The organism is Halospina denitrificans, from assembly GCF_004364635.1.
Taxonomy (GTDB): domain Bacteria; phylum Pseudomonadota; class Gammaproteobacteria; order Pseudomonadales; family Oleiphilaceae; genus Halospina; species Halospina denitrificans.
The window spans coordinates 570,749-597,244 of the sequence record NZ_SOAX01000002.1; the positions used below are offsets into that span (position 1 = coordinate 570,749).

A 26,496-nucleotide genomic window follows, 5' to 3' on the forward strand; every position below is an offset into this window, starting at 1 on the left:
TAAAAGCCATTGCCTTCGGGTCCTAGATTGCGTGCGACCAGCACTACTGTAAGAAGTTGAGCGACCGACGCAAGGAGTTGACGCCCGAACGTCATGCTTATGTTTCGTCTAAGTTGCGAGCCAGATGTGAACTGACTCAGCCTCGTGGTTATTGAGCTCATGACTTGGGTTGAGATACCTTGGAATTGGAAGTCAGAAGGCGCGTATAGAGATATGTTAACTGGGCAGCGACAGCGGCGCCAGAAAAACGGCTTTTAGATCTCTCTGCAATAGCGTGCGGGCTATATTCTGAGAGATTTTTGGCGATATGGTCCATTGCGCTCGCCAGTGATTGAGGATCGCGTGGCGGGACCAATAAACCATCTCCTTCAGCCACGATACACTCTGGACCACCGCAACGGGTTGCAATTACTGGAAGGCCTGCCATGAGTGCTTCTGCCGCTACAACTCCAAACGTTTCATAGTGACTGGAGACCACCATTGCATCGACTTGCTGCAGCAATGATGGAACCTGGTTTGGAGCGACCTGCCCGAGGAAACGAACCTGGCTTGAAACTTCCAATTGGTTAGCCAATTCCTGTAGTGCTGCACGTATTGGGCCATCGCCAGCGAGCCAAAGCTCTGCCTTTGTCCCTCCTCCTATCAGTTTGGAAAAGCCGTAAAGAAGATCATATTGACCTTTTTTCTCAGTCATTAAGGCAAGGTTCAGAAAGCGTGTCGGTCCCGCGCTATACTTTTTGGAGGCTGGAGCATTAAAGCGTTCTGCCACCACATTTGGAATCCATTCCCAACGACCTTTGCTGGATGGTAGCCGTTGATCCAGAACTTCCCCGAGTGACGGACTGACTGCTATACACGCTTGCGCACCTTGGGTGGCCTTATCAGCTACTTTTAATTGCCAGGGACGATATATGTTAAGCGCAAAGCCTGAGTTGTGTTCGGTAATGACAACAGGGATGTTGTTTTCATTGCCCCACTCTGAAGCGACGGCTCCCGCAAACAGTGTTGAGTGGGCGTGGATGAGGTCCGGCCAACCATTTTCTTCAACATAGTTCGCCAGAAGAGTTTTAGCAGCCCGTTTGTATAAGAAGTAATTTCCGTAAGGGATTTTTGGGAGGGCTTCTAAAACCTGACAGCGGTAGGTTGGTACGCCCTCGTCCAATTCAAAATGTGGTGCTTTGTTGTTCTGTTTCTTTGGGAATAGCGTTCGCAGTGAGCGCCTTTGGAGGGCAATGACGCCAATAGTATGCCCGTAATGGGCTAAAGCTTGGGCTTGGTCTCTAAAGAAGACGCCTTTAATGTCGTTTGCGTGGTTGGGGTACCAGGATGGAAGAATTAGGATATGCAAAATAGGCTCTTATATTGGCTCGTACCCGTAACGCCGTAACCATGTTGAAAGCACCGGGCGTAGACGTTTGGCATCGTCTTCAGAAACTTCACTACGCCCCTTCCCGATGGAGCCTGGGGTGGGAGCTTGAGTGACATTGCTATGGTGAGATCGTTGTTCAACATCCCCTAATAGTGACTCGAGTTGGGCGACGGGTTCTCGCTGTGGAATTCCAAAGTGTGATGCGATGTGATTTACATTCTCTTCTGGGCTAGAGACCAAATCCTCGTAACGTACTTGTAGATGGCGGTCTTCAGGCAGCTTTTTTCGGAAAGCCTCCCAGCTTTTATGACTTCTTACCCACCGGGTGGCAGCATCTTCAAGATGCTCATAGATACCGGCGTTTACGTAGGATTTTGCTACATCTACCCCATCCCGTAGAAGATAAATGTAATTTGCGTTGGGTATGATTCTGTTTATACGCCCAATATGCAAAGTATTCAGGGGGGTTTTGTCTCCTAGCCATGTCGAATCGACTTCTGCGCTTTCGGAAAAATGACAGTAAATTCCTTGAAGTAAGTCGGAGAGGTTGCGCTGTTCAGGAGGCCAAGACTTAGCTTCGGTTGCAAATTTGCGTAAGGATGGGATATTGAATGTTTCAAATTCTGGATAATACTCAAACGAGGAGACTGTTAGGTCAACAAAAGTTCGCCATTCAAGGTTCTTCGCACGAATTCTGTAATCAGCAATCTTGGGGAGTACGTAGGTTTCTGGCGGTATGTAGATGCTGAGTCGTTCCATTAAAAGACGACGTAGCAGTGTATTGCCTGAACGACCAGAACCAATAATAAAGAGAAAAGGTTTGCCAGGGTTGCCTCTCGTTTTATTGAATGTCGTTAATGGATTGAAGAAAACGCCCAGCAAAGCGCGAATATCACTCAATAGCCAAAAGAGCCTTGGAATGTCCTGTACTTGAGACTGTAAAAGTTTTTTTTGTTGAGAACTAAACATTTTGGTCAATTGAAAGATTCCGATGTAGTCATTTCAATGTAATCAAGGCCTTGACTATTCAGGAAAGGGTTCATTGGAAGGCTGACTACCTGCTCAGATACTCGGTTCCCTACCGGCACGTTTGCTTGGGAATCGGATACTGCAGGTTGGTGATTGAGAGGTATTGGATAATGCACAGCCGTTGGAATCCCTGCTTCTTTTAGAGCTTTCTGGAGCTTATCCCGATCTGGAACGCGGATTGTGTACTGGGCCCAGGCGCTTTGGTTGTGGGGTTCGATGTACGGGGTAGTGAGCTCTGATTGCGCACTAGACGCGCTCTTAAGGAGGAGATCGGTGTAGTGGTCAGCTACTTTCTGTTTGGCTTGGATCTCTTCGTCAAGAGTACCGAGTTTGGGTAGAAGGATGGCTGCCTGCAGCGTATCGAGCCGGCTATTTACCCCTACGCGGCAATGGTGGTAGCGCCGGTCCTGGCCATGGCGCGCGATCTGCCTGAGGGCGGTGGCCAGTTCTTCCTCATTGGTGAAGATTGCGCCGCCGTCTCCGTAGCACCCCAGTGGCTTGGCCGGGAAGAAGCTGGTGCAGCCGATAGTTGTAAGGTTGCAGGACTTCCTGCCTTTATAACTAGCACCGAAGCTCTGGGCGCCGTCTTCAATGACGGGCAGGTTGTGTTTTTCGGCGATGGCGTTGATGGCGTCGAAGTCCGCGCACTGGCCGTAGAGTGAGACGGGAATGATGGCCTTGGTGCGTTCGGTGATGGCGTCTTCAATCAGCGCTGGATCCATGTTGTAGGTGCGGGGATCAATATCCACATAGACCGGTTTGGCGCCGAGCAGTGCGGGTGTTTCCGCAGTAGCGATGTAGCTGAAGCCGGGTACGATGACTTCGTCCCCATGGCCCACACCCAGTGCCATCTGTGCGACCTGGAGTGCATCGGTGCCGTTGGCGCAGGAGATGCAGTATTTAGCACCGGTGTAGTCGGCGAGCTTTTCTTCAAGTTCCGTGACTTCCGGGCCCAGGATGTATTTGCCGTGGCGCAGGACGTTTTCGATCCGCTGTTCGATCTGGGGGCGGATCCGGGCCTGTTGGGCGGCCAGGTCTATGAAGGGGATTGGGTTGTCGGCGTTGGGTTCATTAGCCGAATCGCCCGCGAGGCGCGCATCTTCGGCTTCGGTTGGGGTTTGTACGTTGAGTTCGCCCAGAGCGTCGAAGGTTTTATCCAGCGTTACGAGTATTGGGTTACGGCCTGGCAGTGATCGAGCGGCTGCGGCGATCTGGGCGTCTTCAAAATCACGGGCAAGGGTGTAAACGTCACTTTGTTCGAAGCCGTGTGTGCTCAATACGCCAACGCGCTGAAGGAGGTCGTTCATCAGTGCCTGTACATGCTGTTTCGCCCGGTCCGGAGCAATGCCGGCCTGCTTCATGAGGGCGCGGGCGACGTAGTCCAGCGTAGGGAGGCTGCTGGCTGCGATCCAGAGCTGGGCCTCACCAGACTGGGCTGCACTGAACAGCTGCGCTATCGCTTCACTGCTTTCTCCTTCCAGCCAGAGGTCGACAAGAGTGCTGACGTCGAGGATGTAATGTTCAGCGGCCGCCAAGGTGTTTTTCCTCCAGGTGTCGGTGCCAGATTTCCTTCGTCTCTTCGGCGGTGGGAGGGCTGGTCAGCTTTTCATGATCAGGACCAAGGATGGCGCGTATCTGATCCCTGATATCGCCTGAGCCTGGCTCTGGATCCTGGCTTTCCGTTTCTGAGGGGGCGCTAACAACTTCCTCGTCAGGAATTTCGATCCTTAGCGTAAAACGCTGGTGCTTGAATCGGAGATGGTCTGGAAGCTTGACCGATCCATTGTCGTAGACGGCATCGACTTGCATGGCTTAACCCTCTTTCTGGACTCGTCCATCTCTGAGTGTATAACGAGCGCCTGTGTGGGGGCAGGTGGTTTCAGCGTCGCCGTTCAGAGGCAGATCCAGCTGCTCGCCGTATTCGCTCATCCAGCCGATCTGTTTGGCGGGGACGCCGACCATGAGGGCGTAGGCGAGCACGTCCTTATTGATGACGGCCCCTGCGCCGATGAAGGCGAACTCGCCCACGGTAGCCCCACAGACAATGGTGCAGTTGGCGCCCAGTGAGGCACCTTTCCGGACGATGGTGTCCACGTATTCGTCTTTGCGCTCGATCAGCGAACGCGGGTTGTAGACATTGGTGAACACCATGCTGGGACCGCAGAACACGCCTTCCTCAAGGTGCACGTTGTCGTACACGGAGACGTTGTTCTGCACCTTGCAGTTGTCTCCGATGGTGACCTTGTTGCCAACGAAGACGTTCTGGCCGAAGGAGCAGTTCCTGCCGATTTGCGCGCCGCTGCAGATGTGGACCCAGTGCCAGACGCGCGAGCCCTCGCCGATCTGGGCGCCTTCGTCGACTATGGCAGTGTCGTGGACTTTGTAGTTCATGCTGTTACGCCTTCAGGAAGGGGTGGTAATCGCCTTCCGGTTTGGTGATTTCGGCGTCGCGGATGTGGGCGACGGTTTCGATGGCGGTGCGATTTTCTTCCAGGCCGAAGCCGCGGCCGGCTAGAATTCCCTCGTAGCTGCGGGTGTGGAGGTCTGCAAAACCACCAGAGAATTCGATTTCCTCGCCGTCCACCGTGATCGACCGGAAGGTGCGCTGGCCATCGTTCCTGGCGGCTTCGGGCACGTCTTCGTAGTTCAGTGACAAGAACCAGCGGACGCGGGCCTTTTCGTATTCAAGGTAACCCGACGCGCAGCGGTCTTCGCGGTGGTGGACAACGTTCGACTGGAGCTTACCAAATAGGTAGTGGAGCATGTCGTAGAAGTGCACGCCGATGTTGGTGGCGATACCGCCGGACTTGTGCACGTCGCCCTTCCAGGACTGAGTGTACCAGTGGCCGCGCGAGGTGATGTAGGTGAGGTCCACGTCGTGCTTGTGGTCGCTCGCCTCGTTCTGGATCTTCTCGCGCAGGGCGATGATGGAGGGATGCACCCGGAGCTGGAGGATGGTGTTCACCTTGCGACCGGTGTCCCGCTCAATGTCCTGCACGCCGTCGATGTTCCAGGGGTTGAGGACGATCGGTTTTTCGCAGATGGCGTCGGCACCGGTACGCAGGGCAAAGCGCATGTGGGAGTCGTGCAGGTAGTTGGGGGAGCAAATTGAGACGTAATCGACCTGATTGCCCTTGTTCAGCCGGTGGAGCTTGTCCAGGTGCCGGTCGAACCGCTCGAACTCGGTGAAGAAGTCGGCATTGGGGAAGTAGCTGTCGATGATGCCGACGGAGTCGTTGGGATCGAGGGCGGCGACCAGGTTGTTGCCTGTGTCATGGATGGCTTTCATGTGGCGCGGGGCAACGAAACCGGCTGCGCCGATTAGGGCAAAGTTTTTCAATGGGGGCTCCAGTGGGTATCAGGTTGCGGTGTTCTACTCGTGCGGGAGGAACATTCGCTCACGATATCGAAGGGATGACGGAGGAACAGCCCCTCATCGCGTGTAGAACGCGTTCCTACGTTGGTTTGAGATCCCAAAAAGCAGGGATTTTTGGGTTTCAGGAATTCGCGGACGAAGACGATAAGCACACCCAGGACGCCGCCGATGAGGGTGGCGGTGATGCTGGTTTTGGGTGTTGGTCTGAAAATGGTGCCCTGCCCTACTCCGATTTGTAGGAGTAGTTGTAGTAGTAGCCGTAATAGCCATAACTGGTGGCGGCTTTCTTTTCCATGGCGTTGAGGATGGTGCCTTTGAGGGTGACGCCACCGGTGGCCAGGCGGTGTTCGGCGATCTGGATTTCTTTCGGGGTATTGATCCCAAAGCGCACGACCATGAGCGTGGTGCCGCATTGTTTGCCGATGATGGCGGCGTCGGTGACGGCCAGGATCGGCGGGGTGTCTATGATGACGAGGTCGAAGTTTTCGCTCAGATAATCCAGGAATTCGCTGAAGCGGGCCTGCATCAGCAGTTCCGAGGGATTGGGCGGGGCGCTGCCGCGGCTGACCCAACTGAGGTTCTCGACTTCTGAGGTGCGTACGGCCTGCCCGAATTCCAGTTTACCGGAGAGGACCTCCGAGAGTCCCCCATGGGCATCCTGTTTGAAGGCTTCGTGTACGTGGCCTTTGCGCATGTCGCCGTCTACCACCACCACTTTCTGGTCGGCCTGTGCGCATACGGCGCCCAGGTTGGTAGACAGGAAGCTCTTGCCGATCGTCGGGCTCGGGCCGGTGATCACCAGGCGGTTACTGCTGCCTTCCATCATCGCAAAGTGCAGGGAGGTGCGCAGGCCGCGGATGGCTTCGACAGACATGTCTGCGGGGTTACGAAAGGCCAGCAGGCTCTTGGCGGAACCATCCTTTTTCCTGCGGTCGTGGCGCAGGCCTCCGGGCTTGCTGCGGCGTTTTCCGGAACCGCGTTTTTCAGAGTCGGAGAGGGGTACGGTGGCGTACACCGGCAGGCCCAGCTCTTCCAGCTGTTCCGGCGAGACGACGCCCCGATTGAGGGCGGCGCGCAGCAGGATAATCACCATGGCCAGCAGCAGGCCGCTCACGCCGGCCACGGCAACAATCAGGTTGCGGCGCGGGGCGACCTGGCCCTGGGCTACGGCGTCATCCAGTATGCGTACGTTGCCGACGGTGCCGGCACGTACCAGGCGCAGCTCCTGCATGCGGTTGCGCAGCTGCACGTAGATTTCCTGGTTGACTTCAACATTCCGGCTCAGGCGCAATACCTGTTGCTGGGTTTCCGGCAGGTTGTCGGTGCGTTCTTCCAGGCGGGCTTTTTCCCGCATCAGCTGTTCTTTCTTTTCCAGCAGGGCGCGGTATACCGGGTGATTCTCGGTGTAGCGCCGGGCCAGTTCGGATTCCTTCAGTTCCAGCTCGTTCAGGCTGGCTTCGATGCTCACCATTTTGTCGAGGGCGTTCCTGGTTTCAGCACTGAGGTCTATGCTGTCGCTCTCCAGGCGGTATTCGTTCAGGCGGTTTTCCGCTTCGTTGAGCTCCTCTCGAATCTTGGGGACCTGCTCTTCCAGAAATTCCAGGCTCTTTTCCGCTTCGGCGGCCTGCCGGGCAATGTTCTGGGAGAGGAAGACCTGGTTGGTGGCGTTCAGGCTTTTCACCAGCTCCTGGCGGTCCGGGCCCTGCAGGGTGAGGTTGAGAATGCCGGTTTCTTTGCCCTGGGTCTCGATCTGCAGACGGCTCTTGAGATCGTTGGTGGCGGCAAGCCGGCTCTTTTTGATCACTGTGAATGTGGCACCGGCCGGGGCGTCCAGTTCCGCTACGGTGAGCTCCAGCCAGGGCTCTTCGACGACCAGCTTCTCGCCGACCGTGCCCTGCCCCAGTTCATTGCCCTGGGCGTCTTTTAGGCGGTAGCGGCCATTGCCCAGCGATTCCAGTGACAGTTTCAGGGTGCTGCTTTCGTGGCTGGCAACCAGTTCGCTGATCGCCAGGGTTTCGCCACCCCACACGGAAGCGTGGCCTTCCATGAAATCCGGGCGGGTGACGCCTTTGCGTCGCAGCCAGTCACCGATGATGGGCAGGGTGGTGGGTTGAATTTCGATGTCCAGGTCGGTCTGGTCGACCACCTGGCCGAGGATCATGCGCGAGCCGAGGATTTCGATTTCGGTGCTGGTCTCGCTGTCTTTCTCCTGTCCGCCCAGCATTTCTGTCATGTCCGCCCCGGGGATAGTGCCGGACTTTTTCTCGATCTGCACCAGGGCATCGGCCTGGTAGATGGGGGTAGACAGGGTGGCGTAGACAAGCCCGGCCAGGGCGAAGACCAGGGTGAGCACGGCGATGAAGATTTTGTGATCCCACAGGCTGCCAAGCAGAAAACCGATGTCGATTTCGTCGTCGTTCTGGCGGCCTGTTTTGCCGGGGGCAATGGTGTTGGTTTCGCTCATTCGTTGCTCTTGGTGGTTATTTCAGCTTGGGCAGCCAGGCCTGTACGGCACTCTGCAGCATGTCGTGTACGTGTTCAAAAGCTATATGGCTTTTTCTGTAAGGGTCCGGAATGTCCGGCTTGCCGGGTAGCCAGTGGCTGAGCAGCATGGTTTTGCCTGCGGCGGTTGGGTCTTGCGCCCGCACCTGGGCGCGCTGGCCTTCGCTCATGACCAGGATGAGCTCTGCCCGGCGCAGGTGTTCGGTGCTTACCTGCCTTGCCCGGTGTTCGCTGAGATCCAGCCCGGCCTGCCTGGCCAGTTCGGCGGCGGTCGGGTCTGCCTCATGGTCCACCAGTGCGCCCAGCCCGGCAGACTCTATGGTTTTGCCGGGCAGGTTGGCTTTCAGCAGGGCTTCGGCCACGGGGCTGCGGCAGACGTTGCCGACGCAGAGTACCAGTATGTGGTTAAACATGGCGATTTGGTTTATTCCACGGTGTTAGCGGCACGCTCACCCAGGAACACGGCACTCAATGACGGTACTAATTGAGTGATTACGCGATTCCAGCGGGCCAGCGGCGCGGCGGTAACGTAGACGAGGTCCCTGTTCTCCAGGTGGAAACTGTCTGCCATTACCATGGCGGTGGCGTCATTCAGGTTCAGCTGGTACAGGTCGATCAGGTGCTCGCTGTCTGGCCCGGCATCATCTGCCTTTCTTGCCACGAATACGCCGGTGGCATCGGACCTGCGTTCGTCCAGCCCCCCCACATTGGAGATGGCTTCGGCCAGAGTCAGGCCGTTACGGCCCATGGGCAGGGTTTGGGTGCGGCCCACTTCGCCCAGTACGAACACTTTGCGGTCGGCACCCTGGGGAACGTTGATCACGTCGCCGCTTTTGAGCAGTACGTTGTGCTGTTTGTTGCCTTCTTCATAGACGTCTTTCAGGGACAGGCTATACTCGCGGCCGTTACGGGTGAGCACGACGTGGCGCCAGTCGCCATTCTCCTCCAGCCCCCCCGCCTGGCTGATCGCATCGACCAGTCGGGTGGGCACGTTGGTGAGCGGGTAGACGCCGGGCTTCTCTACGGCACCGGTGACGTAGATACGCTGGCTGCGGAAGGCGGCCACGGATACGTCTACCTGGGGAGACTCAAGGTAGTGGGCGAGACGGTCGGCGACTACTTCCCGCACTTCCTGGGTGGTTTTTCCGGCCACGTGGACGTACCCGATGTAGGGATAGTAGATGTCGCCGTTTTCGTTAACAACGTTGCCGCTTTCCTGGGAGCTGCGTTCGGAACCGGCAGGGATGGTAAGTTCCGGGTGGTCCCATACGATGACCTGCAGTACGTCGCCTATGCCGATGCGGTACTCGAAATCGCTGTCGTCCAACAGGAGTTCTTCGGCCGGGGGCGATGCCTGAGTGGTCATAGCCTGCCGCAGATCGGCCGGACCGATACGGCTGACTTCCACCAGATCGCTGTAGTCTTCCTCTGGCGGGCTGCTGTAGTCGGATGTCCAGCCGCCGGCGCTGATGTGGGAGCCGGGGGCATAAGCACAGCCAGCCAGGCTGATTGACAGAATCAGTGCGATTAGAGCTTTCATCCAGCAGAACTTCCTTCGGATCAGATTTCGATGCGTTTCAAGAGAGAATCAGCGGGCTGAACAAACCCAGGGAGGTGGTCACGGCTACCGCTTCGGGCACGCTACCGCCCCACCGACCCGAGCCCGGTGTTTTGAGGCCATAAGCTTCTGTTCTGTTGGGGGATCAATGCCGTTCCCGAGCTTAATCCCTGTCAGCCTTTATGAATTGGGTGTAACGAACGGCGCCAATTTTACGGCATCCTGCATGGCAAACAAGTGACAAAGCTAAGTGTATGGGGGTTGTGGGGGGATGTTCCCCCAGACCCTCAGTAACTTTGCCATATGTTGAGCAGGTGCTAGAATCCGTGTTCAACCAATGAACACAGAAACCTTTCAAAACCCGGCAGGCACGGATTTGGCAACAGGGGGGCACGCCCTGGGGCGGTAGCGTGCCCGGACACCATGTTCACAGACAACGAACGCTACCAACTGCTCCGCGCCCTGGAGCAGAACCCCAACCTCTCCCAGCGCCAGCTCGCCATTGAGCTCGGCTATAGTCTGGGGAAGCTGAACTATTGCCTGCGTGCGTTTAAAGAGAAGGGGTGGGTGAAGGCGGAGAACTTCCGGAACAGCCAGAATAAGAGTGCTTACTTCTATCAGCTTACGCCGGCTGGGGTGACCGAGAAGGCGCGGGTTACTCGGCGGTTTCTGCAGCGGAAGTTGGAGGAGTATGAGCAGATTGAGCAGGAGATAGAGGCGTTGAAACAGGAAGTCGCCCAGCAACAGCTTTAGGAGCTTGTTGCGTACGCCCCTGAAATGCAAAGCGGACCCTGTTCGCGACACCTACCGAAAGGCTTGAATGACTACTTTCAGAAAAATCCTGGCCCTACTATCCCCTAAGGAACGCCGCCGGGGTGCCCTCGTCATGGCTATGGTCATCCTCATGGCCATCATGGAAACCGTCGGCGTCGCCGCAATCATGCCGTTTCTATCCGTCATGGGCGACCCCGAAGCCGTTGAAAACACCCCCTACCTGCTGGCCACCTACAACTTCTTTGGCTTCCAGTCCAAACAGGGCTTCCTGATGGCGCTGGGCATTGGTGCCTTCTGTATCGTGCTCATCGGCGCTGCCGTGCGCATCGTCACTACCTATGCCATCAATCGCTATGCGCAGATGCGCCGGCACAGCGTGGGGGAGCGCCTGCTGGAAACTTACCTTCGCCAGCCCTACGCTTTCTTTCTGAACCGCCACAGCGGGGATATGGCCAAGAGCATTCTCTCAGAGGTCGACCAGCTCATCATGAATGTCATCAAACCCGGCTTCGATGCCATCGCCTACAGCGTGGTGGCCCTGGCGATCATTCTGTTCCTCATCATCCAGGATCCGTGGCTCGCACTTGGGGTAGGTGTTGTTATTGGCGGCAGTTATCTGATGATCTTCGGTGTGGTCCAGAAGCACCTGACAAAAATTGGCAAGGAACGGGCAATCTCCAACAAGGAACGGTTCACGGCAGCCGGAGAGGCCCTGGGTGGCATCAAGGACATCAAACTGCTGGGCCGGGAGCAGGCCTACCTTACGCGCTTTCGTCCTTCCTCTGCCCGTTTTTCCAGACACCAGGCCACCAACGCTACGCTTGCCGAGGTGCCGCGTTATTTCATTGAGGCCATTGGTGTTGGCGGCGTCATCGTGCTGGCACTCTTGCTGATGGCACGCAACGATAACGTGGGCCAGGCGTTGCCGGTGCTGGGCCTCTATGCATTTGCAGGTTACAAACTCCTTCCGGCTGCCCAACGCATCTACCAGGGCTTTGCCAAGCTCCGTTTTGGCGCCGCTGCCGTGGATGAGATTTACAGCGACCTCAGCGAACGGGAAGCCTTGGCCGAAATCCGTAACCTCCCCAATGACCGGCTGGAAGCCAACAACGCCATCACCCTGAACAATCTCAGCTTCACTTACCCAGCGGCAGATACCCCGGCCCTGAACAGCATCAACCTTACCGTCCCGGTTGGCAGTGCCATCGGCCTTGTGGGCGGCACTGGCGCTGGCAAAACCACCCTGGTGGACCTCATCCTGGGCCTGCTCCGCCCCACAGAAGGGCAGTTGGAAGTGGATGATACCCCCATCACGGATGAAAACTTGCGCCAGTGGCAGGCCTCCCTCGGCTATGTACCACAGGACATCTTCCTGGTGGATGCCACCGTTGCTGAAAATATCGCCTTGGGTATCCCAAAAGCGAAGATTGACCACCAGAAAGTGGAAGAGTGCGCCCGCATGGCGCAGGTGCACGAATTCATCATCAACCAGATGCCACAGCAGTACGAAACGGAAGTGGGCGAGCGAGGCGTGCGTCTTTCAGGCGGCCAGCGCCAGCGCATTGGCATCGCCCGTGCGCTCTATCACGATCCGGCCATCCTGGTGTTCGATGAGGCAACCAGTGCACTGGATAACGCTACGGAAAAAGCCGTGATGGATGCCGTCAACGCATTGAGCCACGACAAGACCATCATCATGATCGCCCACCGGCTCAGCACTGTGGAAAAGTGCGATCAGATCGTGCTTCTTGAGCAGGGTGGCATCACAGCCAAGGGCACCTACAACGAACTACTCAACAACAGTGCGGCCTTTCAGAAGATGGCCGTGTAAGTGATTAGGAAAGCACTCATGCAAACCGTGTTAGTAACCGGCGCCGGCGGATACATCGGCAGCGTTCTAGTTCCCAAATTACTCGCCAACGGCTACCACGTGCGGGCAATCGACCGATATTTTTTCGGTGACGACAAGCTGACGCCTCACGAAGGGCTGGAAATCGTTAAAGAAGATAGCCGGAGGCTAACACCGGAGCACTTCAAGGGCATCGATCATGTTATCGACCTGGTCGCAATCTCAAACGACCCCAGTGGCGAGCTCTTTTCAGAGCCTACGTGGCAGATCAATCACCAAAGCCGCGCAAAAACAGCCGAAATGGCCAAACAAGCCGGCGTCAAACGCTACATCCTCCCCTCAAGCTGCAGCATCTATGGCTTTCAGGATGATGTCGTGGATGAAACAGCAGGTACCAACCCACTGACGGTATACGCCCGCGCCAACGAGAAAGCGGAAAATGACACACTTCCTTTGGCCGATCAGGATTTTGTCGTCACCATTATGCGCCAAGCTACCGTTTTCGGCTACAGCCCACGAATGCGGTTTGACCTGGCTATTAACGGTATGACCTATGGGGCTTACACCAATAAAAATCTGCCTCTTATGCGGGACGGTACACAGTACCGCCCCATGCTCCACGTCCAGGATACAACGGATGTCATGACCCTCTTGCTTCAAGCAGAGCCGGAAAAGATCAACGGTGAAATCTTCAATGTGGGCAGCGCGGAAAACACCTATCAGCTGGGTGACCTGGGCAAACGGGTCGCCGCTACCGTAGGTGAGCTCCTCGGCGAAAGCATTGGTATTGAGTGGTACGGCGAGCCGGATCATCGCAGTTACCGGGTCTCATTTGAAAAACTCGAGTCAACACTCGGCTGGAAAGCCTCCCGCACCGCAGAGACAGGCACCCGCGAGATCGTTGAGAAGCTCCAGTCTGGTGAACTGGATAAAACGGACCAGACACTGACGCTCAATTGGTACCAGGAACTCACTAAATGGCACCGCATCATCAAGGACATTGAACGTCACGGCGGCATTCTGGATATCGAATGAGTACTCCAATGAAAGGCATCATACTGGCAGGCGGTAGCGGCTCACGACTCCACCCCATTACCAAGGGGGTCTCAAAACAACTGCTCCCGATCTACGACAAACCCATGATCTACCATCCCCTTTCCGTACTCATGCTCGCGGGTATACGGGAGATCCTCATTATAACGACCCCAGAGGATCAGAGCAGTTTCCAGTACCTCCTCGGCGATGGCAGCCAGTTTGGCATTAACCTGAGCTATACAGCACAACCTTCTCCAGATGGTCTTGCTCAGGCATTTACGATTGGTGCGCCTTTCATCGGCAACGATCCAGTCTGCCTGGTCCTTGGCGACAACATTTTCTATGGACAGGGCTTTACTCCTAAACTGCAACAAGCTGCGGCGCGCACCACTGGCGCTACAGTTTTCGGCTACCAGGTCAAGGATCCAGAGCGTTTCGGGGTGGTCGAATTCGATGAAAACAGAAAGGCCATTTCCATCGAAGAAAAACCGAAACATCCAAAATCCCATTACGCGGTGACGGGCCTTTACTTCTACGACAATGACGTTGTCGATATTGCCCGTTCGGTGAAACCATCTGACCGGGGCGAATTGGAGATTACGTCTGTGAACGAAGCCTACCTCTCCCGTGGTGATCTCAATGTTGAAGTGCTAGGTCGCGGTTTCGCGTGGCTGGATACAGGCACCCATGAAAGCCTTCTAGAGGCCGCGCAGTTCGTTGAGACCGTCGAAAAGCGACAGGGTTACAAGATCGCCTGTCTCGAAGAAATTGCCTATAAACAGGGTTGGATTTCGCTGGACCTTTTGTTCGAAACGGCACATGCCCTCCAGAAGACCGCTTACGGGGCTTATCTCAAAGACATCGCTGAGGAATCATGATTCAGGTCACCAAACCGTTTATCCCGGACCGCAAAACACTCGACAAGTACCTGGATGGTATCTGCGAACGCGCATGGCTCACCAATAATGGCCCTCTGGTTCAGGAACTAACCCAACGCCTTGAAGACTACCTTGGCGTTCAGAATCTGCTGTTGGTCGCCAATGGCACGCTTGCTCTTCAGGTTGCCTATAAAGCGTTGGGCGTTGAAGACGAAGCAGTGACCACCCCCTTTACCTTCGCCGCGACCCCCGGCTCCATGAAGTGGCAGGGCATTACGCCTCACTTTGCGGATATCGACCCGAACACCTTGAACCTTGACCCCTCCCAAGCTGAAAAGGCCATCACAGAAAGGACGCAGGCCCTGGTACCCGTTCATGTCTATGGCAACGCGTGCGATCACGATTCATTCCAGGATATTGCGAGCCGCTATAACCTTCCCCTGATTTACGATGCCTCGCACGCCTTTGGTGTGCAGTACAAAGGTGAAAGCCTTCTTAGTTGTGGCGACGCAGCAACTCTCAGCTTCCATGCCACGAAGCTTTTTCACACTGTGGAGGGGGGAGGCATCGTCTTCAAAAACCGGGATGATCTTGAACGAGCCCGGTCGATGATCAATTTTGGCCAATCCCCTGAAACGCCAAATGACATCGCCAGTGTCGGCATCAACGCAAAAATGAGCGAACTGCATGCCGCCATGGGGCTGGCCACGCTGGATTCAATCGACCAGATCATCACCCAACGTGCAGCGCTTATTCAGGAATATCACCACTGCCTTAAAGGACATGTTGAATTCCCGCAACGCCGAGGGAGTGAGAATGGCGCCTATATGCCGATTCTGCTTGCCTCCGAAGAGCAGGCAAGTGCGGTTGACTCCTCCCTGCAGCAAGCCGGTATTCGCCCTCGGCATTATTTCTCACCTGCACTACACGAAACCACAACCTACGGTAATGATGATGCATGCCCGGTGGCGAGTGACATTGCGGACAGAATCCTCTGCCTTCCGCTCTATCCGGAGCTTACGACCCACCAAGTTAAGTGGGTCTGTGAGCACGTTTGTAAGAATCTATAAGCTGAAACAGGTTTCAAGGATCTGAAAGTGCAAAAGGTAATGTTTTTGGGAGCGGCCCCCATGCAAATGCCGCCAATTGAGTACGCGAGCGAAAAGGGCTACGAGATTATAACGGTTGACTATAAACCGGATAATCCGGGGCACCGTTTGGCCCAACGATGGTATGACTGCAGTACTACGGATCTCGATGGCGTACTGGAAATCGCGCGCAAGGAGGCCATTGACGGTATCGTTGCGTATGCCTCCGATCCTGCCGCGCCGACGGCCGCCTACGTAGGAAATGCCATGGACCTGCCGTCCAATCCATACGAGTCGGTCTGCACGCTCGCTGAGAAAGATAAATTTCGGTCTTTTCTTCAGGAAAACGGATTTAACGTCCCCGCAGCCCAATCATTTACCAGCGCCAGTGCGGCAGCCGAATTCGCCGAAAGCATAGATGGCAATGTTTTTACAAAACCGGTGGACTCATCCGGGAGCAAAGGCGTTACCCGCGTAACGGATGCAGCACAATTTCGGGATGCGTTCGAGTATGCGGCTGCTTTCTCGCGTTCCGGCAGAGTTATTGTAGAAACTGAGCTCGTACGCGCCGGTTACCAAGTTGCCGGTGATGGTTTTGTCCGCGATGGGCGTCTCGCTTTTCGTTGCTGGGCCAACGAACATTTTGATTACCAATGCAACGGACTTGTACCGATTGGAGAAAGTTTCCCATCGGTGCTGCCGGATCGCTTGCTCGACCATGCCCATTCCGAGACCCAGCGGCTACTCAATCTGCTTGATATACAGACCGGAGCTCTGAATTTCGACTTCATCTTCACTGAAGAGGAAAAGCTATATTTCTTAGAGATTGGTCCACGTAATGGCGGCAACCTGATTCCCCAGGTTATCCGGTACGGAACGGGTGTAGACTTGATCGCCGCAACCGTCGAAGCCGCTCTTGGAAACGATTATGAGTTGCCTGATGACTCGCCGTTTAAAGGTTATTGGGCCTCCTACATCGTTCATGCACTGGCCGACGGCTCATATGGTGATCTGCATATTTCAGAGCAACTGCAATCCCGTATCGTCGAACAAGATATTTGGAAGCAGCGAGGCGATCCAGTAAAGCTCTTCAGAGGCTCGAACGACACAGTCGGCACTATGATTCTTCGCTTCCAGACCGCACAGGAGATGTGCGCACTCATGGATGACATGAATAGCGAAATATTTGTGGAATACCTATAGTAGGGGGCATCGACAGCTATTCTAAACAGGCCCCAACGCAATACTGTGCAATAAAATACTCACCACTCAGCTGGCCTATGCAAGTATTCCGCTAAACTAATCTGCCAATCCACCGATGCCAATGATCAAACACAGCGACCCTGACCACATGCACTGCTCTACCGCTTTATTGAACAACAGCTGACCCAGAGAGAACTATGCCAACTGACGAACGTATTCGAAAACGTCGTTCGGAATTCGCCCGGAATGACGACTTGGAATCTCTGCTCCGCACCCTCAATGAGGATTTGGCGTCGGCCGAAGCTAAGGCTATGCAGCCCTATCGTGAGCAAACGCCACCTTTCCCACCTGTTTTCGTCATGGGTGCGCCTCGTTGTGGCTCGACTTTATTTATGCAATGGCTGGCATCTACCGGCGTCTTTGCATATCCGAGCAATCTACTCTCGCGTTTCTGGGCCGCACCTATTACCGGCGCCCGTATCCAGAAAGCTCTAACTGATCCGGCCTACGACTTCCGTGACGAGCTTCATGACCTTAAGGGCAATACCAACTTCGAATCCCACCACGGAAAGACTGCCGGCGCGTTGTCACCCAACGAATTCTGGTACTTCTGGAGACGCTTTTTGCCTGGCAACGAATACAGGTCCCGCGAGGAGCTCGAACGCATAGTAGATAGTGCAACGCTGCGCGCCGAAATCGCAGGTATGACTGACCTGTTCGCAAAACCTTTCGCCTGCAAAGGAATGATCTTCAACGAGAACATCCCCTACATGGCAGAGCTATTCCCCACCGCCATCTTTATATGGCTTCGCCGACAACCAGAGTACAATATCCAATCGCTGCTGCTGGCACGTGACCGTCAGTACGGCAATATGAATCAGTGGTACTCTTTCAAGATCAAAGAGTACCCGCAACTTAAAAATCTCGACCCTCTAGCTTCCGTTGCAGGTCAAGTCGCCTCAATCAATCGCTCAGTCGAAAAAGGCATAGCTGATCTACCAGCTCAAAATAAGTTAGTAATTCAGTATGAAGACTTCTGCCAACGTCCAGAATACTACTTTAACGAAATCACTCAGCGCGTGTTCACACAGAGCGCCATCGGTGATGCTGTAGTTCCTGAGCTTTCTGGTGAAACCAGCTTTTCTAATACTAATGTTTGGAAGTTGGCGGAGTATAGCCAGGAAGAAGCTGCGCGAGCCTATAAAGCATTTAAGGATGACAAGGAATAAGAAAAACCGTGTTACACAGAATCAAAAATCGAGCCATCCGGCTAGCAATAGATATCCGGAACCGACGAAAAGCCAAAGGTAAGGTCAAGTATTTCTGTATCGGGAGAAACAAAACTGGTACAACTTCTTTGAAGCGCGCGTTTGAAGACTTGGGGTACCCGCTTGGAAATCAACGGAAAGCTGAAATCCTTACTGGCAAATACTATTTCGAGGGCAATTTTCAGCCCATCATCAATTACTGTAAAACGGCGCAGGTTTTTCAGGACGTCCCCTTCAGCTACCCTGAAACGTACAAATATTTAGACAAGGCATACCCGGGAAGTAAATTTATATTGACTGTTAGGGACGATGCTGAGCAATGGTACCAATCCATTACTCGCTATCACGCTAAAAATTTCGGAAAAAACGGATGTATACCTACAGCAGGAGACCTAAAAGCTGCCCGCTACGTATGGCCTGGCTTCATGTATAACGTAGTCAGGGTGCACGGCACACCAGATAGCGATCCTTATAACAAAGATATCATGATTTCACATTACCTACGTTACAACAGAGACGTTATGGAGTATTTCAAAAATCGTCCGGATGACCTGCTAGTGATTAATGTTTCCGAAAAAGGCGCATATCAAAAGTTCGAGAATTTTTTGGATGTAGACTCTCCGTATGACAATTTTCCATGGGCAAACCGAACTTAACAGAGAACAATAAGCTATGGTTAAGAAAACAGCTGCCCTTGCTTTCAGGAATTTTAAACGGAAAGTTTGGGGAGGACACCAGCCAGACTTCCTGATTGTTGGTGCTCAAAAAAGCGGAACTACCTCCCTATTCAGTTACTTGCAGGAAAGAGAGGGATTTTTAGGCTCCTTACCTAAGGAAGTCCACTTTTTTGATAGAGAAGATAACTATAAAAAAGGATTCGGCTGGTATGAAAGTCATTTCATCAAGCCTCCCGGAAAAAACGGTTTGCACTACGAAGCATCACCAACTTATCTATTCCGACCTAAGGTCCCAGAACGCCTGTATGAATATAACCCAACTCTCAAGATAATAATCCTCCTCCGCGAGCCGATAAGCCGCGCTTACTCTGCATGGAACATGTATCGACAGTGGAGTGAAGAAGGGTTTGTTCCTTGGGCAATTCAAAATGATCCTTATGGCCGAAAAGAAAGCCGAATATATCAGGTCTTTTTCAAAAATGGATGCCCTTCTTTCTCTGATTATATCAATATCGAGATGGACCTTATTAACGAGGGCGATGCTGAAGACGAACCAACTTTGTTGAGACGCGGGATCTACAAACCGCAGATCGAACGGTATATTGATGCCTTTGGGAGTAAACGCGTACTTGTGCTCGGTTTTAATGAACTCAAAACTGCCCCCGAAACCGTACTCAAAAAATGTTACGACTTCCTAGGGGTGCCCTGCAGCGAACTGTCTAAAACACCTCCCGGGGAGATTAAAAATAAACGGACGTACCCCTCAAATATATCTCCCGAAGATCTTAAGACACTTCAGGAATGGTACGCTCCTGCGAATGATGATTTGTTCAACTATCTTGGGTACCGCCCAGACTGGTAGTTGCATTAGCACTCAACGCTAGACCAATCCGGTTCCAGCTCTAATATATTGGGCGGAGACTTTTTGCGTTTTCAAAGTTCTCAAAGTGGCCCAATACCTCTATCGGCAATAATAATAAAGAACGCCCCATAACCAGTCTTTTATTCTATTTCAGAGTTTGATGCATGGCTAATCTAAGCGCAACGAGCCAAGAAACCGATTCCGCCGATATACCCCCTAAACCACCGAAACCAAAAACAGAACATCAAATATTAGCGCAGTGGAACTCTGGCCCCGAGGATCCCCTAGTCACCATCCAATGCATAACTTTCAACCATCGATCATTTCTAGATGATGCAATAAATGGTTTCCTGATGCAGGAGACTAATTTTCCGTTTGAGATATTGATCCATGATGATGCATCCACTGATGGAACCCGTGAGTTAATTGAGGAATACCAAGCAAAATATCCCCGAATTATAAAAACCGTACTGCAAAGCGAGAACCAATACTCCCAGGGCAGAAGAGCCTTAAGCTTTCTGCATCATAAGTCGCACGGAAAATACATTGCCGTTTGCGAAGGCGACGACTATTGGACGGACAAGAAAAAATTACAAATCCAAGTAGATTTCTTAGAACGTCATCCCGACTATGTAATCTCTGGCCATGATGCCTTTGTTATTGACGAAAACAGCAAGGAACTAACACTCTCAAAATTATCCAATTCGCACAAAAAAGACTATACGGGCGATGAGCTTTCAAAAAGTAATGCCTTGATACTGACTATGAGTTGGGTATACAGAAATATAATTCCGGACTTCGCGCCCGAACGGAATTTTGTTAGAAATGGCGACAAGTTCTTGATCTCTATCCTTGGCCGCTACGGCAAAAGTCACTTCCATGATGAAATACAACCAGCCGCATATCGAATCCATTCAGGCGGTGTATGGTCCTATTCAGGTTCCGACTCTAAGCTGGATGATATGATCAATACGCTATTTTGGATGTATCGTTATTACAAGCGAAAAGAAGAAAAAGAACTATCCGCATTTTATAGAAAAGAATTCAAAAGACACGTCTTGCAGAAAGCTACCTTCGCGGAGCTTCTAAAAGCATTTTTATCAAAATTAATATTTATAGAAAGGCTAAAACCTTTAGCAAGGAAAGCTATTGGAGAAAATAAATATCGGAAAATAAAAAAAATAGTGCGAAACACTATTAAATAGTTGCCTCAAAAAACTAGAAATAACCAATCCTCAAATCCATTTGCAAAAACAACCTAACTTCAAGGCACCATTTTACATGGCATACGCATTCCACGCCTTAATAGCCTTTCTTGCCTCTTATGTCTGGGAATCTCAGAGGTTCGACCGCAAAGCATCCAGCGTATCCTTGTTTCTACTCTTTGTTATCTTGCTCATTTTGCCCGCATTACAATTAGAGGTTGGCGCAGATTACTCTAGCTATTTAGAAACTGCTAAAGGAAATCACAATATATCTATTTATTACCAAAAAGGAGAATACTTATACTATACAATATTCAGCATCGTAAAAGAGAACCTCCCAGCTCATTCCTTTTTTGTTATAGCATATCTTATTAATACTGCCTTAATCGTCAACGCCCTCATTAAATTGAAAGCTCAAGGTTATTCAGCCTATATCATAGTCTTCTTATTTTTAACAACTTTCGGGCTCTACCAGAACCAAATGAACATTATTCGGACCTATACAGCGGTGTTTTGTTTTATTAATGCTGCACTGTGTCGCTCCGAAGACAAAAACTTAAAAGCAATAGTTTTTTCATTAATCGGAATTATTTCTCACCAAACCTATATATTTGCGATTATTCTACTGATACTTCCAAAAAAACTTCTTCATATTTTACAACAGTACCCTTTACGCTTTTATCTATTTTCATTTGTAGCGACCGCCTTCCTAGCCACCCCCTATATTCTAGGTCCGCTCATAAACAGTTTATTCCCTTTCTATAACCATTACTTAAGCAAAGAAATATTCGAGCCAGCTGACATAATCAATATTGCAACCAAAGCATACTACATCCCACTAAACCTAATTTTTTTATATTTGCTCCAAAAAGAACCGAGTCCTGTCCCTAAAAATCAAAGGTATTTCGTTGGGCTATGGATACTAACGTCAGGCATCTATCTAGGGTTGCTAACCGCCCCCGTTATTTTCTTTAGGGCCTGGCACTATATAGCATTCTTCCACTTACTCCCGATTTATTATATTCTCACAGATAAACGAACAAGACAGCTAGCTCCATTTGTCGTAATTTATGTTATAGCACCTTTTCTTATAAAGGTAATAGGATTTCCTGTTGGGGAGTATCATTACAAAACGATACTTGGGCCAATTTGCACATTTCCTTGGGGAGAACCTCAGTGTTGACTATCAGATAAAGCAAACTGCATGGTAACCCGACCCGATCACACTGGTGCCTGCTACGAGAAGCTTCAGACAGCTACCCTTTAATTCGGTCATTTATTAGACGTATAGAACTCCAGTACCTTATTACATTTCCACCGTTCATCAGCAGAAATAAACAATGCCCAGCTTCTTCATAACAGCTGTTTATGTATGCCTCTCAGCCCTAATTTTGCAAAGACTCCGATCGACAGCGCCTTTAATTAAAATTAAGGGGTAGCATATTCCTAACTGGGGGGAATTTCAATCCTTCTTGGTTACTGCATAAAACCATAAAGACTGAACACGACCGGCAAACAGCAATATTATTGACTTCTTACTGCATGTTAGATTCTTACATTTACATATCCAACAATTATATTAGCTATGCCTTCGCCTTTTCATAAAACACCCCTAAAATAAAAAGCGACAGTACAGTCGCTTACAATCAAATTTTTCAATGACTCTTTCTCGGGAAGGGCTACAACTACAACGTAGGGGTCAGACTTCTGATCCATTAAAGCACCCCCTCAAGTTAATAAACAAGTGACTCCACCACGACTTATTCGCAAAAACTGAAATACCTAAAAACAAAACTTAATCATAGTTCTCAATACAATAATTGAAGGTTTTATCTTGAAAGCTTGCCATATCAGCTCCGTTCACCCCGCGAATGATCCTCGCATACGCCTCAAGCAAATTGATTCCCTAGCTAATAATGGATTCGATATTACATTTATTACAGGCGATACCGACGCCAAAGAAAGTGATACAATTACAATCAAACGAGTGTCACCCGGCAGAAAAAAACGCCTGACTAGGATGTTACTAACCTCACCAAAGGTTATATGGGCCGCATTCAAAGAAAAACCAGACATCTATCATTTTCATGACCCTGAACTGCTGCCATGGGCCTGGTTATTGCTTCTAACACGAAAGCCGATCATTTACGACATTCATGAAGATTATTATACCTCTGTATCCCAAAAAAGTTACCTTCCAGTATGGGCCCGGTTTGTCCTGGCATTTTTAACTTATTTTTTTGAAAAATTACTGAGCTATCCTTTTACACATGTCATTGCGGAGAAATATTATTCTGAAAGGTTTCCAAGGGCTCATGAAATACTTAATTACCCCCAAACTCAAAAACTTCAAAAGAAACTCGCACACAACCCGGAATCTACAAGATTGTTATACACAGGCACCATTTCCACTGACCGAGGTGCCTTAATAATGGCGGAACTGGTCCGCCAAATACCCGATTACTCCATCACCGCGGTGGGCCGCTGTCCACAAGATCTTGCAAAGGAGATACGAATGAAAGCGGGTGGTGGGAGCTTCCGGTTTCACCTTCCAGCAGAAGGTCGATATGTGCCTTTTGACGAAATAGTCACTTACTACTCTGAAGAATGGCTGGCTGGTTTGGCCTTATTCCCTGACACTCATCACTACCGACAGAAACAGCTTACAAAATTTTTTGAATACATGGCAGTCGGGTTACCGATTATAGCGTCTGATTTTCCAGTTTGGCGCCGGTTTATAGTGGAGCAAGGGATTGGAATCTGCGTCTCCCCTAATGACATTAAAAGTATCGCCGATGCATTGTCATGGTTACGTGATCATCCAGAGAAGGCTAAGAGCATGGGAGCCCGAGGAAAAAGTTTGGCACAAGAGTTATATAATTGGTCTAGTCAAGAGCGTGCCTTAGTCAAATTATACAACTCACTCTTAACCTAGACATCTGATACAGGGAGTGCTTTTACATATCAGGCAGTGATATTGAGCAAACAACTTTAAAGTTGTAGGGAATTCAAGACAGCAGTGTCACGCTAATAACCTTCAACGTAGCGATTTTTTGTATTTATGCGAATAATTTACCTTCATCAATATTTCAATACCCCCGAAATGGCGGGAGGGACCCGTTCCTATGAGATGGCCCGCCGTATGGTGGCAGCCGGTCACGACGTTCATATAGTCACCAGCTACCGCGAAAAAGATGCCTCGGATGGAAGGTGGTTTGCGACGGAAGAGGCCGGTATTCAAGTTCATTGGCTTCCAGTTCCGTATTCCAATCATATGAGCTACTCCCAGCGCATCAAAGCGTTTCTGGCATTCGCTCTTGCGTCCCGCAAGAAGGCGATTGAGCTGGATGGAGATGTCATTTTCGCTACCAGCACTCCTCTCACCATCGCTCTGCCGGCAGTTCCGGCGGCCAAAAAGAAGAAGATCCCGATGGTGTTTGAAGTGCGCGATTTGTGGCCAGAAATGCCAATCGCTATGGGGGCACTCAACAACCCTGTGCTGCGATGGGCGGCGCATAAACTGGAGTACTGGGCTTACCACAACGCTCAGGCAGTCGTCGCTCTTTCCCCCGGTATGAAGAAGGGGGTGCTCAGAACCGGCTACCCCGAATCAAATGTCGCAGTCATCCCGAACAGCAGTGACAATGTTGAGTTCGCCCACGATGCGGAAGCAGCGTCCGAATTCCGGGCTGCTCGCCCTTGGCTCGGTGAAAGGCCTCTTCTGGTATATGCGGGAGCTTTCGGTAAGGTTAATGGTGTTGATTACATCATTGATGTTGCAATCCATCTTCTGGAAATGAATTCCGACATCCGAATTCTTCTCGTCGGTGACGGCGCAGAACGAGAGTCGGTCATCAGAAAAGCGAAATCGGCTGGGGTGTATGAGCGCACGGTTTTCTTCGAGTCGAAGATTCCGAAACACGATGTTCCGGCCATGCTTTCTGCTGCATCGATGGCAGCGAACCTGGTTATTGATATCCCTGAAGCTCGCGCAAACTCAGCAAACAAGTTCTTTGACACCCTTGCCTCAGGCACCCCTGTGCTTCTCAATTGTGGTGGCTGGATGCACGAGCTGGTATCAGTCCATGGCTGTGGACTAGCCATGTGGCAACAGCCTACTGAGACTGTAGCCCGCGAACTTGAGCACGCCCTCCAGAACCCGGAGTGGCTCCAACAGGCAGGCCAGGCCGCCCGACAACTGGCGGAAACCGAGTTCGACCGAGACAAACTCGCCGGGCAACTGATGCAGGTGCTTGAATCTGCAGTGGCAGGCACATCAGAGCAGGCGGCAACAATTGCGCCGGGGGATTACAGCCTTTCGCATGACTCAGGCTCTACCGTCTAAAAAGCTCACCAACGGACCCAAGGAAACTTTGACAAAAATGAAGCCTGCCTGGAGTGGGACGCGAAAATGCTGAAACGACTACTGGATATTGTGATATCGGCACTCACGTTGTTGTTTCTTCTCCCCTTGATGGCTCTTATCGCCATCGCGGTCCTTCTGTCGATGGGGCGGCCCGTATTCTTCCGGCAGGAAAGACCAGGGCTATGGGGTAAACCCTTTCAGATGGTTAAGTTCCGGACGATGAAAGACGCGGGTGACGAAAAAGGCCACCCGCTGCCGGATCACCAACGCTTGACGCAGGTAGGGCGGTTCCTCCGTACAGCTAGCCTTGATGAACTGCCAGAGTTGTGGAACGTATTGAAAGGGGATATGAGTCTTGTGGGCCCCCGCCCCCTATTAATGGAATACCTCCCGCGATATAACGCCTGGCAGTACCGACGGCATGAAGTAAGACCGGGAGTAACCGGTTGGGCGCAGATCAACGGACGGAATGCGCTGAGTTGGGAAGAGAAGTTCGACTTGGACGTATGGTACGTAGACCACCATTCACTTTGCCTGGATATTAGAATTCTTATCCTGACCGCGGTGCAGGTAATTCGCCCAAAAGGAATCTCAGCGGAAGGCGAGGCAACTATGCCCTTTTTTTACGGTTCTGAACACAACAACTCGTATCGTAATGAGGGAAAAACAGATGAACAGCGGAATGAAGAGTGATGTCAGTCAGCGAGTGGTTAGTTAAAAGTCCTTTCCATCGACCTGGACTCGAATTAAGAAGTCGTTGGGAATCAAGGCGAGTCATGTCAACTCCGCCAGACCCTGTTCGAACGGCGTACTGCATAAGCCCCTACAAAACAGGAACGACGTTCCTGTCAGGATTGTTTAACAGCAGGTGTCGCGTTGAACATGAACCTCTACACTACGGAACGCTGAAGCGTCTTGATAATGTTGAGTATCTTTCGCGTCGCGCCGCGTATCTCAATCTGGACCTCGAGTGCTCTGGCTTCTTTGCGGGTGAATTGAGTCGCCTTCGGCAGTTTGCCCCAGAGGCTCCGGTTGTATACCTACAACGCCCACCTGAGGTTTGGGTATCTTCAGTTATCAGTTATTTTTCTGGTCTGTCGTCCAAAATCAGATACAACTACGTCTGCCGCCTTTACTTTGATCGCTATATTACCCCGCCGCTAGACCGTTTCGAACAGTATTCGGAAGAAGATAAAGCAAAAGTGGTGGAAGCCCTTCTCCAATACTGGGTACGAGTCTATCAGGAGGCTTCCATGGATAAGAGGACATTGGTTGTACCGCTTGACCGAATTACGGATCATCTTAGCGATATGGAGGATTTTGTCGGTCTTCCGGTTGACCGGGGAGCCCAACCATGGAAGCGAACGAATATAAGCAGGCCAGACCTGAGGCTTGAAGACTATGTAAACATGGCCCCTCACCGTGAAAAGCTGGATTCGTTAACCGTTTAACAGAAT

The 26,496-nt window shown here is 51.8% G+C and carries 24 protein-coding genes; 15 read left to right on the forward strand and 9 right to left on the reverse strand.

Translation table 11 applies throughout. From position 1 onward, the window contains the following. Window positions 1-157: 157 nt before the first annotated feature. From DES49_RS06260 to DES49_RS06300, 9 genes are all read right to left on the reverse strand, one after another. Entirely contained in the window at window positions 158-1,348 is a 1,191-nt protein-coding gene (locus tag DES49_RS06260; RefSeq protein ID WP_133735518.1) for a glycosyltransferase, read from the reverse strand. Window positions 1,349-1,357: 9 nt separating this feature from the next. Next, window positions 1,358-2,338: a sulfotransferase family protein gene (locus tag DES49_RS06265; RefSeq protein ID WP_243864931.1), complete on the reverse strand. Its 981-nt coding sequence runs from the start codon at window positions 2,336-2,338 to the stop codon at window positions 1,358-1,360. Between the two features lie 5 nt (window positions 2,339-2,343). Next, window positions 2,344-3,933 carry an aminotransferase class I/II-fold pyridoxal phosphate-dependent enzyme gene (locus DES49_RS06270; RefSeq protein WP_279591378.1) on the reverse strand — a complete coding sequence of 530 codons (1,590 nt, stop codon included), beginning with the start codon at window positions 3,931-3,933 and terminating at the stop codon, window positions 2,344-2,346. Then, window positions 3,920-4,207, reverse strand: a complete 288-nt coding sequence (locus DES49_RS06275; protein ID WP_133735520.1) for a hypothetical protein — start codon at window positions 4,205-4,207, stop codon at window positions 3,920-3,922. Before DES49_RS06275 ends, DES49_RS06270 begins: the two co-directional genes overlap by 14 nt. Window positions 4,208-4,210: 3 nt before the next feature. After that, window positions 4,211-4,789 carry an acyltransferase gene (locus DES49_RS06280; RefSeq protein ID WP_133735521.1) on the reverse strand — a complete coding sequence of 193 codons (579 nt, stop codon included), beginning with the start codon at window positions 4,787-4,789 and terminating at the stop codon, window positions 4,211-4,213. 4 nt (window positions 4,790-4,793) lie between these two features. After that, the gene (locus DES49_RS06285) at window positions 4,794-5,738 is read right to left on the reverse strand and encodes a Gfo/Idh/MocA family protein (RefSeq protein ID WP_133735522.1); all 945 of its coding nucleotides are present in this window, start codon (window positions 5,736-5,738) and stop codon (window positions 4,794-4,796) included. A gap of 259 nt (window positions 5,739-5,997) precedes the next feature. Beyond that, the gene (locus DES49_RS06290) at window positions 5,998-8,238 is read right to left on the reverse strand and encodes a polysaccharide biosynthesis tyrosine autokinase (RefSeq protein WP_133735523.1); all 2,241 of its coding nucleotides are present in this window, start codon (window positions 8,236-8,238) and stop codon (window positions 5,998-6,000) included. Between the two features lie 16 nt (window positions 8,239-8,254). Further along, on the reverse strand, window positions 8,255-8,689 hold the full coding sequence (locus DES49_RS06295; protein WP_133735524.1) for a low molecular weight protein-tyrosine-phosphatase: 435 nt from the start codon (window positions 8,687-8,689) through the stop codon (window positions 8,255-8,257). A gap of 11 nt (window positions 8,690-8,700) precedes the next feature. Continuing rightward, window positions 8,701-9,816: a polysaccharide export protein gene (locus DES49_RS06300; RefSeq protein ID WP_133735525.1), complete on the reverse strand. Its 1,116-nt coding sequence runs from the start codon at window positions 9,814-9,816 to the stop codon at window positions 8,701-8,703. Window positions 9,817-10,257: 441 nt separating this feature from the next. Between DES49_RS06300 and DES49_RS06305 the strand changes: the two genes are divergently transcribed. From DES49_RS06305 to DES49_RS06375, 15 genes are all read left to right on the forward strand, one after another. Further along, entirely contained in the window at window positions 10,258-10,587 is a 330-nt protein-coding gene (locus tag DES49_RS06305) for a MarR family EPS-associated transcriptional regulator (RefSeq protein ID WP_133735526.1), read from the forward strand. 67 nt (window positions 10,588-10,654) lie between these two features. Beyond that, window positions 10,655-12,439: an ABC transporter ATP-binding protein gene (locus DES49_RS06310; protein WP_133735527.1), complete on the forward strand. Its 1,785-nt coding sequence runs from the start codon at window positions 10,655-10,657 to the stop codon at window positions 12,437-12,439. An 18-nt stretch (window positions 12,440-12,457) separates the two neighbouring features. Continuing rightward, on the forward strand, window positions 12,458-13,492 hold the full coding sequence (locus tag DES49_RS06315; protein WP_133735528.1) for an NAD-dependent epimerase/dehydratase family protein: 1,035 nt from the start codon (window positions 12,458-12,460) through the stop codon (window positions 13,490-13,492). Window positions 13,493-13,500: 8 nt separating this feature from the next. Continuing rightward, entirely contained in the window at window positions 13,501-14,370 is an 870-nt protein-coding gene (gene rfbA, locus DES49_RS06320) for a glucose-1-phosphate thymidylyltransferase RfbA (protein WP_243864914.1), read from the forward strand. Continuing rightward, entirely contained in the window at window positions 14,367-15,440 is a 1,074-nt protein-coding gene (locus DES49_RS06325; protein WP_133735530.1) for a DegT/DnrJ/EryC1/StrS family aminotransferase, read from the forward strand. The genes rfbA and DES49_RS06325 overlap by 4 nt, the downstream gene beginning before the upstream one ends. 27 nt (window positions 15,441-15,467) lie before the next feature. Beyond that, window positions 15,468-16,661 carry an ATP-grasp domain-containing protein gene (locus DES49_RS06330; protein WP_133735531.1) on the forward strand — a complete coding sequence of 398 codons (1,194 nt, stop codon included), beginning with the start codon at window positions 15,468-15,470 and terminating at the stop codon, window positions 16,659-16,661. A 197-nt stretch (window positions 16,662-16,858) separates the two neighbouring features. After that, window positions 16,859-17,890 (forward strand): sulfotransferase, encoded by a 1,032-nt coding sequence (locus tag DES49_RS06335; protein ID WP_133735532.1) that lies wholly within the window; start codon window positions 16,859-16,861, stop codon window positions 17,888-17,890. An 8-nt stretch (window positions 17,891-17,898) separates the two neighbouring features. Beyond that, window positions 17,899-18,585 (forward strand): sulfotransferase, encoded by a 687-nt coding sequence (locus DES49_RS06340; RefSeq protein WP_133735533.1) that lies wholly within the window; start codon window positions 17,899-17,901, stop codon window positions 18,583-18,585. Window positions 18,586-18,601: 16 nt separating this feature from the next. After that, entirely contained in the window at window positions 18,602-19,468 is an 867-nt protein-coding gene (locus DES49_RS06345; RefSeq protein ID WP_133735534.1) for a sulfotransferase domain-containing protein, read from the forward strand. Window positions 19,469-19,632: 164 nt separating this feature from the next. Then, window positions 19,633-20,673: a glycosyltransferase gene (locus DES49_RS06350; protein WP_133735535.1), complete on the forward strand. Its 1,041-nt coding sequence runs from the start codon at window positions 19,633-19,635 to the stop codon at window positions 20,671-20,673. A gap of 76 nt (window positions 20,674-20,749) precedes the next feature. Beyond that, window positions 20,750-21,856, forward strand: coding sequence for an EpsG family protein (locus DES49_RS06355; protein WP_133735536.1), 1,107 nt, complete (start codon window positions 20,750-20,752; stop codon window positions 21,854-21,856). A 651-nt stretch (window positions 21,857-22,507) separates the two neighbouring features. Further along, a complete protein-coding gene (locus tag DES49_RS06360) occupies window positions 22,508-23,608 on the forward strand; it encodes a glycosyltransferase (RefSeq protein ID WP_133735537.1) in 1,101 nt (366 codons plus the stop codon). A gap of 168 nt (window positions 23,609-23,776) precedes the next feature. Beyond that, window positions 23,777-25,018, forward strand: coding sequence for a glycosyltransferase family 4 protein (locus DES49_RS06365; protein ID WP_341776793.1), 1,242 nt, complete (start codon window positions 23,777-23,779; stop codon window positions 25,016-25,018). Between the two features lie 66 nt (window positions 25,019-25,084). Then, window positions 25,085-25,732: a sugar transferase gene (locus tag DES49_RS06370; RefSeq protein WP_133735539.1), complete on the forward strand. Its 648-nt coding sequence runs from the start codon at window positions 25,085-25,087 to the stop codon at window positions 25,730-25,732. Window positions 25,733-25,815: 83 nt separating this feature from the next. After that, a complete protein-coding gene (locus tag DES49_RS06375; RefSeq protein WP_133735540.1) occupies window positions 25,816-26,490 on the forward strand; it encodes a hypothetical protein in 675 nt (224 codons plus the stop codon). Window positions 26,491-26,496 lie beyond the last annotated feature (6 nt).

Coding starts and splice junctions, on each gene's coding strand:
- DES49_RS06310 (WP_133735527.1), top strand. CDS start 10,655: ATGACTACTTTCAGAAAAATCCTGGCCCTACTATCCCCTAAGGAACGC.
- DES49_RS06325 (WP_133735530.1), top strand. CDS start 14,367: ATGATTCAGGTCACCAAACCGTTTATCCCGGACCGCAAAACACTCGAC.
- rfbA (WP_243864914.1), top strand. CDS start 13,501: ATGAAAGGCATCATACTGGCAGGCGGTAGCGGCTCACGACTCCACCCC.
- DES49_RS06290 (WP_133735523.1), bottom strand. CDS start 8,238: ATGAGCGAAACCAACACCATTGCCCCCGGCAAAACAGGCCGCCAGAAC.
- DES49_RS06365 (WP_341776793.1), top strand. CDS start 23,777: ATGGCGGGAGGGACCCGTTCCTATGAGATGGCCCGCCGTATGGTGGCA.
- DES49_RS06300 (WP_133735525.1), bottom strand. CDS start 9,816: ATGAAAGCTCTAATCGCACTGATTCTGTCAATCAGCCTGGCTGGCTGT.
- DES49_RS06335 (WP_133735532.1), top strand. CDS start 16,859: ATGCCAACTGACGAACGTATTCGAAAACGTCGTTCGGAATTCGCCCGG.
- DES49_RS06350 (WP_133735535.1), top strand. CDS start 19,633: ATGGCTAATCTAAGCGCAACGAGCCAAGAAACCGATTCCGCCGATATA.
- DES49_RS06375 (WP_133735540.1), top strand. CDS start 25,816: ATGTCAACTCCGCCAGACCCTGTTCGAACGGCGTACTGCATAAGCCCC.
- DES49_RS06370 (WP_133735539.1), top strand. CDS start 25,085: ATGCTGAAACGACTACTGGATATTGTGATATCGGCACTCACGTTGTTG.
- DES49_RS06315 (WP_133735528.1), top strand. CDS start 12,458: ATGCAAACCGTGTTAGTAACCGGCGCCGGCGGATACATCGGCAGCGTT.
- DES49_RS06295 (WP_133735524.1), bottom strand. CDS start 8,689: ATGTTTAACCACATACTGGTACTCTGCGTCGGCAACGTCTGCCGCAGC.
- DES49_RS06305 (WP_133735526.1), top strand. CDS start 10,258: ATGTTCACAGACAACGAACGCTACCAACTGCTCCGCGCCCTGGAGCAG.
- DES49_RS06275 (WP_133735520.1), bottom strand. CDS start 4,207: ATGCAAGTCGATGCCGTCTACGACAATGGATCGGTCAAGCTTCCAGAC.
- DES49_RS06345 (WP_133735534.1), top strand. CDS start 18,602: ATGGTTAAGAAAACAGCTGCCCTTGCTTTCAGGAATTTTAAACGGAAA.
- DES49_RS06265 (WP_243864931.1), bottom strand. CDS start 2,338: ATGTTTAGTTCTCAACAAAAAAAACTTTTACAGTCTCAAGTACAGGAC.
- DES49_RS06280 (WP_133735521.1), bottom strand. CDS start 4,789: ATGAACTACAAAGTCCACGACACTGCCATAGTCGACGAAGGCGCCCAG.
- DES49_RS06355 (WP_133735536.1), top strand. CDS start 20,750: ATGGCATACGCATTCCACGCCTTAATAGCCTTTCTTGCCTCTTATGTC.